The sequence below is a fragment of the Flavobacterium sp. KBS0721 genome (genome assembly GCF_002007065.3).
In the GTDB taxonomy this organism is placed as follows: Bacteria; Bacteroidota; Bacteroidia; order Flavobacteriales; family Flavobacteriaceae; genus Flavobacterium; species Flavobacterium piscis.
In genome coordinates, this window is sequence record NZ_CP042170.1 from 4,986,539 (window position 1) to 4,999,873 (window position 13,335).

Below are 13,335 nucleotides of genomic sequence, written 5' to 3' on the forward strand. Positions count from 1 at the left end.
ACTTGCATCGGGGGAAAAGGGTGTACATAAGCTTACGGATTATTAGTACTACTCGACTATGACATTACTGCCTTTACATCTATAGCCTATCAACGTGGTCATCTTCCACGATCCTTAAAAGAAATCTCATCTTGTGGTGGGTTTCGCGCTTATATGCTTTCAGCGCTTATCCCTTCCAAACGTAGCTACTCTGCGGTGCCCCTGGCGGGACAACAGATACACTAGAGGTTTGTCCAATTCGGTCCTCTCGTACTAGAATCAGATCCACTCAAATTTCTAACGCCCACAGTAGATAGAGACCGAACTGTCTCACGACGTTCTGAACCCAGCTCGCGTGCCACTTTAATGGGCGAACAGCCCAACCCTTGGGACCTTCTCCAGCCCCAGGATGTGACGAGCCGACATCGAGGTGCCAAACCCCCCCGTCGATATGAGCTCTTGGGGGAGATCAGCCTGTTATCCCCGGCGTACCTTTTATCCTTTGAGCGATGGCCCTTCCATGCGGAACCACCGGATCACTATGCTCTACTTTCGTACCTGATCGACCTGTATGTCTCTCAGTCAAGCTCCCTTATGCCATTGCACTCTACGCACGGTTACCAAGCGTACTGAGGGAACCTTTAGAAGCCTCCGTTACTCTTTTGGAGGCGACCACCCCAGTCAAACTACCCACCAAGCAATGTCCCCCGCAAAACGGGGTTAGGCCTCAGATAAACAAAGGGTTGTATTTCAACAATGACTCCACAACGCCTGGCGACGCCGCTTCATAGTCTCCAACCTATCCTACACATCATTTATCCAAGGTCAATACTAAGCTATAGTAAAGGTGCACAGGGTCTTTTCGTCCCACTGCGGGTAAACGGCATCTTCACCGTTACTACAATTTCACCGAGCTCATGGCTGAGACAGTGTCCAGATCGTTACACCATTCGTGCAGGTCGGAACTTACCCGACAAGGAATTTCGCTACCTTAGGACCGTTATAGTTACGGCCGCCGTTTACTGGGGCTTCAATTCAATGCTTCTCCGAAGATAACATCTCCTCTTAACCTTCCAGCACCGGGCAGGTGTCAGGCCCTATACTTCATCTTACGATTTTGCAGAGCCCTGTGTTTTTGATAAACAGTCGCCTGGACCTCTTCACTGCGGCCCCCATTGCTGGGGGCGACCTTTCTCCCGAAGTTACAGGTCTATTTTGCCTAATTCCTTAGCCATGAATCTCTCGAGCACCTTAGGATTCTCTCCTCAACTACCTGTGTCGGTTTACGGTACTGGTACTAATTACCTGAAGTTTAGAGGTTTTTCTTGGAAGCCCTTAGGCGCACTATCTCTTTGTCCGAAGACTCCGAGTACTATCGTATTTCCCCAAGCCGCGTGGATTTGCCTGCGCAGCTTATAGGTAGGTACTTCAACGAACTATTCCGTCAGTTCGCGGCGCTTTCATCACTCCGTCACCCCATCACAGTAATTAGTAGTACGGGAATATTAACCCGTTAGCCATCGACTGTCCCTTTCGGGTTCGCCTTAGGACCAGACTAACCCACAGCTGATTAGCATAGCTGTGGAAACCTTAGTTTTTCGGTGTGCGGGTTTCTCGCCCGCATTATCGTTACTTATGCCTACATTTTCTTTTCCAGCCAGTCCAGCATACCTTACGATACACCTTCAACCCTGCTGGAATGCTCCCCTACCACTTAGAGTAAACTCTAAATCCATAGCTTCGGTAATACACTTATGCCCGATTATTATCCATGCTCGTCCGCTCGACTAGTGAGCTGTTACGCACTCTTTAAATGAATGGCTGCTTCCAAGCCAACATCCTAGCTGTCTGGGCAGACAAACCTCGTTCTTTCAACTTAGTGTATATTTGGGGACCTTAGCTGATGGTCTGGGTTCTTTCCCTCTCGGACTTGGACCTTAGCACCCAAGCCCTCACTGTTAGTGAACATTATATAGCATTCGGAGTTTGTCAGGAATTGGTAGGCGGTGAAGCCCCCGCATCCAATCAGTAGCTCTACCTCTATATAACTTTATAACTAACGCTGCACCTAAATGCATTTCGGGGAGTACGAGCTATTTCCGAGTTTGATTGGCCTTTCACCCCTACCCACAGGTCATCCGAAGACTTTTCAACGTCAACCGGTTCGGACCTCCACTGTGTGTTACCACAGCTTCATCCTGCCCATGGGTAGATCACACGGTTTCGCGTCTAACACTACTGACTAAAGCGCCCTATTCAGACTCGCTTTCGCTACGGATCCGTGGCTTAACCACTTAACCTTGCCAGCAACGTTAACTCGTAGGCTCATTATGCAAAAGGCACGCCGTCACCCCACGAAAGGGCTCCGACCGCTTGTAAGCGTATGGTTTCAGGATCTATTTCACTCCGTTATTCACGGTTCTTTTCACCTTTCCCTCACGGTACTGGTTCACTATCGGTCTCTCAGGAGTATTTAGCCTTAGCGGATGGTCCCGCCAAATTCAGACAGGGTTTCACGTGCCCCGCCCTACTCAGGATACCACTATCTATTACACTCGTTACCCATACGGGGCTATCACCCTCTTTGGCGTCACTTTCCAGTAACTTCCGGTTCCTTGTGCATAAAATCTCGTGGTCCTACAACCCCAATCTTGCCGTAACAACATTGGTTTGGGCTAATCCGCGTTCGCTCGCCACTACTTACGGAATCACTTTTGTTTTCTTCTCCTCCGCCTACTTAGATGTTTCAGTTCAGCGGGTTTGCCCACCTATCGGTGTACTATGTCTTCAACATAGTGGGTTGCCCCATTCAGGTATCTGCGGATCAATCGGTGTGTGCCCGTCCCCGCAGCTTTTCGCAGCTTATCACGCCTTTCATCGCCTCTGAGAGCCAAGGCATCCCCCATACGCCCTTATTTTGCTTATTGTACCAATCATAAAATCAATTATGACCGTTTTTTTTTGTCTTTTATTATTTGTATTGCTACTTATAACAAAAAACGCTTTCTACTTTTTATTATTTTCTTATCTCAATATGTCAATGAACTTTTATTTACTATCTTTATAGTAAACCAGTGGAGAATAACGGAGTCGAACCGTTGACCTCCTGCGTGCAAGGCAGGCGCTCTAGCCAGCTGAGCTAATCCCCCAATCTAATTATGAATTGTGAATTATGAATTATGAATTATTATTCATAACGCCTCAACTCTAGAATTTCCTTTTCAAGTTTACAGTCTCTTTATTTTGTCTTTTTATAATTTACAATTCATAATTTATAATTAACAATTTAAAAAGTAGTCCCGGGCAGACTCGAACTGCCGACCCCTACATTATCAGTGTAGTACTCTAACCAGCTGAGCTACGAGACTCTGTTTTACTTAAAATTTATTATTTGAACTAACAGCAAGAGTAATTGAACTTTAAAATTCAGATCCTTTAGATAAACATCTTTTTTCCCCATCGTGTATTACTACTAACAATTGGGGCTCTAGAAAGGAGGTGTTCCAGCCGCACCTTCCGGTACGGCTACCTTGTTACGACTTAGCCCTAGTTACCAGTTTTACCCTAGGCAGCTCCTTGCGGTCACCGACTTCAGGCACCCCCAGCTTCCATGGCTTGACGGGCGGTGTGTACAAGGCCCGGGAACGTATTCACCGGATCATGGCTGATATCCGATTACTAGCGATTCCAGCTTCACGGAGTCGAGTTGCAGACTCCGATCCGAACTGTGACCGGTTTTATAGATTCGCTCCTGGTCGCCCAGTGGCTGCTCTCTGTACCGGCCATTGTAGCACGTGTGTAGCCCAAGGCGTAAGGGCCGTGATGATTTGACGTCATCCCCACCTTCCTCACAGTTTGCACTGGCAGTCTTGTTAGAGTTCCCGACTTGACTCGCTGGCAACTAACAACAGGGGTTGCGCTCGTTATAGGACTTAACCTGACACCTCACGGCACGAGCTGACGACAACCATGCAGCACCTTGTAAATTGTCTTGCGAAAGATCTGTTTCCAAACCGGTCAATCTACATTTAAGCCTTGGTAAGGTTCCTCGCGTATCATCGAATTAAACCACATGCTCCACCGCTTGTGCGGGCCCCCGTCAATTCCTTTGAGTTTCATTCTTGCGAACGTACTCCCCAGGTGGGATACTTATCACTTTCGCTTAGCCACTGAAATTGCTTCCAACAGCTAGTATCCATCGTTTACGGCGTGGACTACCAGGGTATCTAATCCTGTTCGCTACCCACGCTTTCGTCCATCAGCGTCAATCAATTAGTAGTAACCTGCCTTCGCAATTGGTATTCCATGTAATCTCTAAGCATTTCACCGCTACACTACATATTCTAGTTACTTCCTAATAATTCAAGTCTAACAGTATCAATGGCCGTTCCACCGTTGAGCGATGGGCTTTCACCACTGACTTATTAAACCGCCTACGGACCCTTTAAACCCAATGATTCCGGATAACGCTTGGATCCTCCGTATTACCGCGGCTGCTGGCACGGAGTTAGCCGATCCTTATTCTTACGATACCGTCAAGTCCCGACACGTCGGGATGTTTCTTCTCGTATAAAAGCAGTTTACAATCCATAGGACCGTCATCCTGCACGCGGCATGGCTGGATCAGGCTTGCGCCCATTGTCCAATATTCCTCACTGCTGCCTCCCGTAGGAGTCTGGTCCGTGTCTCAGTACCAGTGTGGGGGATCTCCCTCTCAGGACCCCTACCCATCGTAGCCTTGGTAAGCCGTTACCTTACCAACTAGCTAATGGGACGCATGCTCATCTTTTACCGTTGTGACTTTAATATAATCCTGATGCCAGGGCTATATACTATGAGGTATTAATCCAAATTTCTCTGGGCTATCCCTCTGTAAAAGGTAGATTGCATACGCGTTACGCACCCGTGCGCCGGTCTCTAGTTCCGAAGAACTATACCCCTCGACTTGCATGTGTTAAGCCTGCCGCTAGCGTTCATCCTGAGCCAGGATCAAACTCTTCATCGTATATTGTTTGTCTTAATTGCTTAAGACTAATTATTATTCGACGTTTTCTCTATCGGTTTTTCAAATCTCTCGATTCCATTACTCTTATTCTTTTGTTCTAACATCTCTGTTAAAACGGCTGTCAATTCAATATGTCTACGAACGTGTTTCTTTTTCAATATCGCTTGTTTCTCAAAGCGGGTGCAAAAGTAGAAAACTTATTTTAAAGTGGCAAATGTTTTTTGAAGTTTTTTTTAAGAAAATTTCTTTTCTTTTTTCCTTCCAAACCTTACCAATCTCTCAATGAACTTTCCGTGTTTTGCGGGGTGCAAATGTAACTTCTGTTTTTAAATCTCACAAGCTTTTTTTAATCTTTTTTTGAAAATAAATTTTCAGTTTGATTCGTAATGCTTGTCAGTATTTTAAAGAACGTCTGTCGCTGTTGCGGGTGCAAAAGTAGACCCTTTATTTACATTTACAAGACTTTTTATTATATATTTTCCATCTTTTTTATAAGTCGTTGGTTTGACGGTTTTTACAAGGCGAAGTTTTTTTGATCTTTGGCTGCTTTTATTGGGTTTTGCCTGTTTTGGGTGGTTTTAATGAGTTTTGCCACGAAGGCGCTAAGGCGCGAAGGTTTCTTTTTTTGTTGGCTTTGTTTTGAAAAAGTCAGCAAAGTTGGGGTTTTTACTGTTTTTTTTTAATCGCGCAATCCCGATAGTTATCGGGCGCTAAGTCGCAAAGTTTATTCTTTTGGGGCAGTTTCTTTCTTCTTATTACTAATTTTTATTCTCAAAACTACTGCCCTAGCCCCGATGGGAGGGAAAATCCTTTTGCTTTTTTCTTTAAAAAGCAAAAGATTGGAAGGACAGCGGGAAATAGCTCCTAATAAAAACTAAAATTCCAAATCTTTAAAATTCCAAATTCCAATAAAAGCTAGTTTATGTGAAAATTGCTCTTATATATTATAGCAGAAACTTCTCCTTATATATATAGGTGCAAAAAATAAATCCGATAGTCTTTGAAACTATCAGGCTATATAATAAAAATCTTGACTTAGTTCCTATCATAACGATACCTATAAGTAAACAATTTAAATACCAGCTTACAATTGCTGTGAAAAATTGCTTTTTTTATCTTTCCTAAATTGAATCCAAACATACGATAAGGATAAGAAAACCATTATTGCGCTGGCGTACATCAACATTGGAATTTTTGCAATCACATCCTGATAAACCCATCCGGCGAAAAGTGCACCAAGACCAATTCCTGCTTCCAATGCAATATACATTGTTGCCATAGCCTTGCCACGATGTTCCGGAAAACTCATATCAACTGTCCAGGCATTTAAAGCCGGAGATACGATCCCCGTAGAAACTCCATATAATGCCGCTCCGGCCAAAAATCCGGCAATTGATGTTGAAAACCCAACAATCACTAAGGATATAATTAATAAAAAGAGTCCAATTGCTATCAAACGAAGGCGGCCGTACTTGTCAGACGCTTTTCCTGCTCCAAAACGAATCATTACTGACGTAATAGTAAAGACCATAAAGAACAAGCCTTTGTTAGCAATTCCTAAATGCTGGCTCCAATCCGGAATTAATGTCAGGATAACACCATAAGCCATATAAGAAAGAAAAGTCACTATAGCTGCGGGAAGAACTTCTAAAGCTATAATGTCTTTTCGTGAAATTTTTAAAATACGCAGGCTAAAACGCTGTTTATGTTTCAAAGTTTCCTTCATATTCATCAGAATAACAATAGACAGAAGCGCAAAAACAGAAGAAGCATAAAAAAGCATATTCATAGAAGAATACAATTTAATTGAACTTCCAATAGCCGGACCAAGAGCCATTCCTATAGAAAAGCACAATCCATGCAAACCTAAAGCTTCACCCCAGCGTTCTCTTGGGACAATATCTGCAACATAGGCCGCAGTAGCTGTAGGTTTGAATCCAGTAGAAAATCCGTGAATTAATCTCAAGAATAAAAATCCGGAAACTGTTCCTAAAACCGGATATAAAATACCGCAGACAAAACAAACAATAGAACCAACTGCCATTACTGGTACTCTGCCCAAAGTATCGGTTAACCGACCACTAAAAGGTCTGGAAATTCCTGCTGTTAAGGTAAAAAGAGCAATAATTAATCCTTTATACTCTGCTCCTCCCATATTGCTCAAATATTCCGGCAATTCAGGAATCAGCATATTAAAACTGGCAGAAAAAAGTAATGAACTTAAACAGACTAATCCAAATTGTAGATTATAAATAGGATGGATGGCTTTTACAGAAGAATTCATGAAGATTTTTTAAAAGTGCAAAAATAATGAAAACTCTAGTTTAAAACTAACAGCCGGTCTAAAAGCATAAGTTTATCAAACCAAATTCAAAAAGTAAAAAACAGAAAAAAATCCAAATCCCAATTTTAGAATTGGAATTTGGATTTTCAAAATTGAAATTTATATTTTATTAATCTAAAATAAAACTCACGCTAACATTTGCAACCACTTCTATTTCTCCAATTGCCAAAGTTTCGTTTGATGCACCAGCTGAATCCATAGCTACTGATTTCATAGCAGCATACATTGGTTGTGGACGGTACACCTGAGTATTATCAGAAATAGTATATGCTTTACCAACTTTTTGTCCTAAAACCGAAACATAATCTTCTGCTTTTAATTTAGCATCTTTGATTGCCAATTTTCTAGCTTCTGTTTCTATTTGAGCTAATTTAGAAGTTTCAAAAGAAACTCTGTCAATGCGATTAATTCCTTGTTGAACCAAACCTTCCATTAATTCATCATACTTAGATAAATCTTTAACTACAATTTCTACAGTTTGTGTAGCATTGTAACTTGTTTTCTTTTTCTCATAATCGTATTGTGGATTAAGGGCTACTTGCTTGGTTTTGAAATCTGCTGTTGGAATATTCATTTTTTTGATGAATTTTAAAACTGCATCAATTTTCTCGTCATTTTGCTTTTTGACATCTTTAGCATTATTCCCTTTTGTTTCAACAGTTGCCGAAATACAAACCTGATCAGGCGCTACTTTTACTTTGCCCTCTCCGTTTACATTGATTTGAGGAATTTGTTTGGTTTCCTGAGCGTAAGACATAGTCATAAACATGATTGTTAAAAATAATACTGCTTTCTTCATTTTTGTGATATTTAAATTGTTTGATAATGGAATTTCAAAAGTTGTGCCAATATTTATAGTTTGCCCAACTTTGCCATTACAAAAAGTATCAAAATAGGAATTGCTAACAGAATTACCATCAAACTATGATCTACAATTAATGAAGGCTCTTTTACCAAAGTTATCAAATACCCCCCTATAGCACCTCCAAAATGTGCCGTGTGTCCAATATTGTCATTTTTGGCACGCATTCCGTAAATCGAATACAATAAATATAAAATTCCGAATAAATAAGCCGGCATTGGTATAACGAAGAAAATTCCTAACATCATATCAGGCTGTAATAATATTGCAGAATATAAAACTCCCGTTACCGCTCCAGAAGCGCCAACAGCTCTATAACTATAATCATTTTTATGAAATAACATTGTAAGCAAACTCCCGAATATTAAACTTCCGAAGTAAATTAAAACAAAAGAAAAAGTCCCCAACCATTGTATTACTACAGGAGCAAAAAACCATAACGTTAGCATATTAAAAGCTAAATGCATAATATCTGCATGTAAAAATCCTGACGAAAGCATTCTGATTTGCTCTCCTGAACGGATACTTCCTACATGAAATTCGTATTTTCTAAAAAAGGCAAGATCGTTAAATCCTTTATAACTAATCAAAGCATTGGCGACTATTATCCCAACTAAAATGGTATTCATAAAAAATATTTAATGTGAATTGTAAATATAGTCATTCTTAAACATATGTTAGTGTCAAAGCAAAATATCAACGGTTATTCATTTTTACTTTATATTTGTAAAAAAAAATTACATGCAATTTCTCGTTTATATATTAGCCTATCCTTTTCTTTGGCTTATCTCTATACTCCCATTTCGAATATTTTACTGGTTATCAGATTGTGTATACTTTATTGTATATCGTGTTATTGGTTATCGTATAAAAGTGGTTCGCGAAAATCTTGAACTTACACTGCCGCACTTAAGTAAAGAAGAACGTAAAAAAATTGAAAAAAAATTCTATCAGCATATGTGTGATATGTTTTTAGAAATGATCAAAACGATGAGTATTTCGCCAGAAGAAATGGAGAAAAGATTTAAAATTACTAATATCGAAGTTCTTCGTGCCTATGAAAATAAAGGGAAAAGTGTTGTTTTAGTCGCTTCTCATTACGCGAGTTGGGAATGGCTTTTGACCATTAATAAGAGAATTAAATTTAGAGGAATTGGTGTTTACAAAAAAATTGCTAATCCCTATTTTGATAAATTAATTCGAAAAATACGTTCTAAATACGATGCAGAATTAGTCGAAACAAGAAAAACCATTCCGCTAATGGCACAAAATCAGCGTGACGGAATTTTAAGCCTCTACGGGTTAGCAAGTGATCAGTCTCCAAAATTAGACCGAATTTTTCATTCGATGAAATTCATGGGGATAGAAGTTCCTGTTCATACAGGTGCAGAAATGCTGGCTAAAAAATATGATTTGAGTGTGATTTTTGTAAAAGTAAAAAAAGTAGCTCGCGGCTATTATGAGGCTACGATTGTACCCATAGCAGACGACCCTAAAGAATATCCAAATTTCGACATAACAGAAAAGTACTTAAAAGAGGTAGAAAAACAAATTTATGAAGCTCCAGAATATTATTTATGGACACATAAAAGATGGAAGCATAGAGTTGAATAACTGTTTTAATTAAAATAAAAATCCAAAAAGGCAACCATTACTTTTTTGGATTTTTTTTTGAAAACTATCCAAAACAAGAAATTCATTTATCTCATATATCTACAGCATGTTTTTGATGGGTTTTTGTAATATTTTTTTATCGCAGAATCAAAATGAGAAACGAGATAAACGGCATATATTTGATATTGATAAAATTTTCCCAAATCTAAATTATCAAACTATGACAAAAAAAATATCTTTCTTACTCCTACTCTGTTTTTCAATCCTCACTCACGCTCAAAGTCCTAAACGCGGAATAGCTTACAAAGATCATTCGACAGCTGATTTACTTGCCCTGAAACCAGGAGTTTCATGGTGGTACAACTGGGGTTCTTTGCCTGAAAAGGATACAAACGCCAATTATACTTCTATTGGTGTCGAATATGTACCCATGGCATGGAATCAGATCAGCGATAACAATGTTCAGGCTTTTATTGACCGAATAAAACCCGGTGCCAAATATTTGCTCGCTTTTAATGAACCTAATTTTAATGATGGCGCGCGAATGACTCCGCAAGATGCTGTAAATTTCTGGAAGAATATTGAAAAAATAGCTGTTGCAAAAAATCTGGAAATAGTAAGTGCATCACCAGCTTTTAATGACCCAAATAATAGTTATGGAGGTTACAGCAGTCCGACTGCGTGGCACGATCAGTTTTTTCTTTTATGCCCAACTTGCAAAGTCGATTACATTGCCTTTCATACTTATGACAGAACCTCTGGCGATGTTATTGGCGTTACTAGTCTTCTTAAAAAATACAACCGCCCCATTTGGGTGACTGAATTTGCCAACAGAGTGGTTCAGACTGCAGCTCAAAAAACGGCATTTATGAAAGAAATCATAACAAATTTTGAAAACGATCCGGACATCTATCGCTATTCATGGTTTACCGGAAGAGTTCCTGCCGATTGGCTAGACATGGCAGAAGGTCCTTTATTAGCTCCTGAAAGTGGTGTTCTAAGACCAATAGGAACCGAATATGTAAATGCCACTTACACCTCAAAAAAAATGAACGTTCCAGGCAGAATAACCGCCAATAAACATTACCGAAGAAAAGGAACGAGCCTGCAAAATACTACAGATTCCGGAACGGGTCAAAATGTAAGCGCTATTGACCAGGGCGATTGGAATGAATTTATGTTAAATACTGATCAAGCAGGAAGCTATAATTTTTCTTTTAGAGTAGCCTCCACAAACCAGGGTAAATTTGATGTTTTAGTAAATGATGTCGTGATTAAAACAGATGAAACATTTGATGCAACTGGTGGTTTGCAAACCTATACCAACAAAATTGTAAAAGGTATCGCCTTGCCTAAAGGCGAAGTTTATCTGAAAATTAAATTCAAATCAAACAATATGAATTTTAATTATATAGATGCTGCAATAGCTAGTCTGGGTGTTAATGATCCTGCATTCGAAAAAGATTCTTTTACAGTATATCCAAATCCAATAAAAATACAATCGACACTTCATATAAAATCATCGATTACGGAGCCTTTATCTTTAAAAATAGTCGATATGAAAGGGAGTATTTGTTATGCTTCAGACGATTATTTTACGAATGAAGATATTAAAATTGGAGATAAATTATCGACAGGAGTTTATATTATAAATGCAGTTTATGGCTCAGTTAAAAAATCTATTAAGATTATTAAAAACTAAAAAAAGAAAAACCTCTTTCAAAATAAATGAAAGAGGTTTTCTTTTAATAACTGCTCATTTTAACCGCAAAGTTCGCAATGATTTACGCAAGGTTCGCAAAGTTTATAACACAAAGCTTTGCGAACTTTGCCTTTTATAAAAACTCAATATTAAAAAACCTTTGCGTACTTTGCGGTTAAATCTACCCGTTTCAAGCATTTAAATTCCCGCAATGGCTTTTATTTCATCTATAATTCGAAGAGCCAAAACATCTGCTTTATCCTGTGAAGGAGCTTCAGTATAAATTCTGATGATTGGTTCTGTATTTGATTTTCTTAAATGAACCCATTCTGTAGCAAAATCAATTTTCACACCATCAATCGTTGTGATATCTTCGTTTTTATATTTTTCTGTCATGGCTACTAAAATCGCATCAACATCAATTTGTGGTGTTAATTCGATTTTGTTTTTACTCATATAATATTCAGGATATGAAGCACGCAATGCCGAAACTGATATTTTTTTGTTGGCCAAATGAGTCAGGAACAACGCCACTCCTACCAAACTATCGCGTCCGTAATGAGATTCTGGGTAAATAATTCCACCGTTACCTTCGCCACCAATAATAGCATTGTTTTTCTTCATTAATGCTACTACGTTTACTTCTCCAACTGCGCTGGCTTCATATTTTCCGCCATGAGCTACAGTTACGTCACGCAAAGCACGTGATGATGACATGTTCGAAACTGTATTTCCTGCAGTTTTACTCAGAACATAATCCGCGCAAGCCACTAATGTATATTCTTCCCCAAACATTTCTCCGTCTTCGCAAATAAAAGCCAAACGATCTACGTCCGGATCAACTACTACTCCCATATCGGCTTTTTCTTTTACTACCAATTCAGAAATATCTGTTAAATGTTCTTTTAATGGTTCCGGATTATGAGGGAAATGTCCGTTTGGTTCGCAGTATAATTTTACTACTTCAACGCCCATTAATTCTAATAATTTTGGAATAATAATTCCTCCTGAAGAGTTTACTCCATCAACCACTACTTTAAATTTTGCTGCTTTTACTGCTTCAACATCAACTAAAGGTAAATTCAGCACCTCGTCGATATGAATATCCATGTAGGCATCATTTACGGTGATTTCGCCTAAACTGTCCACATCCGAGAAATCGAAAGCTTCAGCATCGGCAATTTCAAGAATTTTAGCGCCTTCTTCTCCACTTAAAAATTCTCCTTTTGCATTCAATAATTTTAAGGCATTCCATTGTTTTGGATTATGAGAAGCTGTCAGGATAATTCCACCATCAGCTTTTTCTAAAGGAACAGCCACTTCTACCGTTGGCGTTGTAGAAAGTCCAAGATCAATTACATTAATTCCTAAACCTATTAATGTATTCACAACAAGATTATGAATCATTGGTCCCGAAATTCTGGCATCACGACCAATTACAACCGTTAGTTTTTCTTTTGAAGTATTGTTTTTAAGAAAAGTACCGTATGCCGATGCAAATTTTACAGCATCAACAGGAGTCAGGTTATCTCCTACTTTTCCACCAATTGTTCCTCTTATTCCTGATATCGATTTTATTAAAGTCATTTTTATGAGTTATGGTTACCAATTACAAATATAGAAAAGTTACTAAGGTTCTTAGTGACTAAGTGGCTAAGAATTTAAAAAAAAGGTTCTAAGGTGCTAAGTTGCTAAGGTTCCGAGATCCTATAAAAAGTCTTTAAGTTGCTAAGAAACTAAGTTGATGATACTTTAATAGCACAAGCCTTCTAAGCTGCATCATTCAATAAAACGATATCAAAAAGTTTTCATACTTTTACTAAAACAAA

6 protein-coding genes, 2 tRNA genes and 2 rRNA genes are annotated in these 13,335 nt (G+C 39.2%); 2 read left to right on the forward strand and 8 right to left on the reverse strand.

Annotated elements, in window-relative coordinates:
• Positions 1-22: 22 nt before the first annotated feature.
• From B0M43_RS20815 to B0M43_RS20845, 7 genes are all read right to left on the reverse strand, one after another.
• Positions 23-2,906, reverse strand: a 23S ribosomal RNA gene (locus B0M43_RS20815).
• Between the two features lie 148 nt (positions 2,907-3,054).
• Positions 3,055-3,128 (reverse strand) — tRNA-Ala (locus B0M43_RS20820).
• A 145-nt stretch (positions 3,129-3,273) separates the two neighbouring features.
• Positions 3,274-3,347 (reverse strand) — tRNA-Ile (locus tag B0M43_RS20825).
• A 123-nt stretch (positions 3,348-3,470) separates the two neighbouring features.
• Positions 3,471-4,984, reverse strand: a 16S ribosomal RNA gene (locus B0M43_RS20830).
• Together the 16S and 23S rRNA genes with 2 tRNA genes alongside form the textbook arrangement of a ribosomal RNA operon.
• Positions 4,985-6,068: 1,084 nt before the next feature.
• The gene (locus tag B0M43_RS20835; RefSeq protein ID WP_078005238.1) at positions 6,069-7,268 is read right to left on the reverse strand and encodes an MFS transporter; all 1,200 of its coding nucleotides are present in this window, start codon (positions 7,266-7,268) and stop codon (positions 6,069-6,071) included.
• Positions 7,269-7,437: 169 nt separating this feature from the next.
• Entirely contained in the window at positions 7,438-8,127 is a 690-nt protein-coding gene (locus tag B0M43_RS20840) for an SIMPL domain-containing protein (RefSeq protein WP_065448405.1), read from the reverse strand.
• A 53-nt stretch (positions 8,128-8,180) separates the two neighbouring features.
• Positions 8,181-8,819, reverse strand: coding sequence for a rhomboid family intramembrane serine protease (locus B0M43_RS20845; protein ID WP_065448404.1), 639 nt, complete (start codon positions 8,817-8,819; stop codon positions 8,181-8,183).
• A 112-nt stretch (positions 8,820-8,931) separates the two neighbouring features.
• Here B0M43_RS20845 and B0M43_RS20850 point away from each other — a divergent pair, with 112 nt between their 5' ends.
• Together B0M43_RS20850 and B0M43_RS20855 are read left to right on the forward strand one after the other, a co-directional pair.
• Entirely contained in the window at positions 8,932-9,804 is an 873-nt protein-coding gene (locus B0M43_RS20850) for a lysophospholipid acyltransferase family protein (protein WP_065448403.1), read from the forward strand.
• A 220-nt stretch (positions 9,805-10,024) separates the two neighbouring features.
• Complete coding sequence (locus B0M43_RS20855) at positions 10,025-11,506, forward strand: glycosyl hydrolase (protein WP_168199970.1); 1,482 nt, start codon at positions 10,025-10,027, stop codon at positions 11,504-11,506.
• Between the two features lie 198 nt (positions 11,507-11,704).
• Here B0M43_RS20855 and glmM read toward each other — a convergent pair whose 3' ends face one another.
• Positions 11,705-13,093 carry a phosphoglucosamine mutase gene (gene glmM, locus B0M43_RS20860; protein WP_078005241.1) on the reverse strand — a complete coding sequence of 463 codons (1,389 nt, stop codon included), beginning with the start codon at positions 13,091-13,093 and terminating at the stop codon, positions 11,705-11,707.
• Positions 13,094-13,335 lie beyond the last annotated feature (242 nt).

What these genes read in the sequence shown, in the direction of transcription:
- B0M43_RS20835 (WP_078005238.1), bottom strand. Translation starts at nt 7,268, where the DNA reads ATGAATTCTTCTGTAAAAGCCATCCATCCTATTTATAATCTACAATTT.
- B0M43_RS20840 (WP_065448405.1), bottom strand. Translation starts at nt 8,127, where the DNA reads ATGAAGAAAGCAGTATTATTTTTAACAATCATGTTTATGACTATGTCT.
- B0M43_RS20845 (WP_065448404.1), bottom strand. Translation starts at nt 8,819, where the DNA reads ATGAATACCATTTTAGTTGGGATAATAGTCGCCAATGCTTTGATTAGT.
- B0M43_RS20850 (WP_065448403.1), top strand. Translation starts at nt 8,932, where the DNA reads ATGCAATTTCTCGTTTATATATTAGCCTATCCTTTTCTTTGGCTTATC.
- B0M43_RS20855 (WP_168199970.1), top strand. Translation starts at nt 10,025, where the DNA reads ATGACAAAAAAAATATCTTTCTTACTCCTACTCTGTTTTTCAATCCTC.
- glmM (WP_078005241.1), bottom strand. Translation starts at nt 13,093, where the DNA reads ATGACTTTAATAAAATCGATATCAGGAATAAGAGGAACAATTGGTGGA.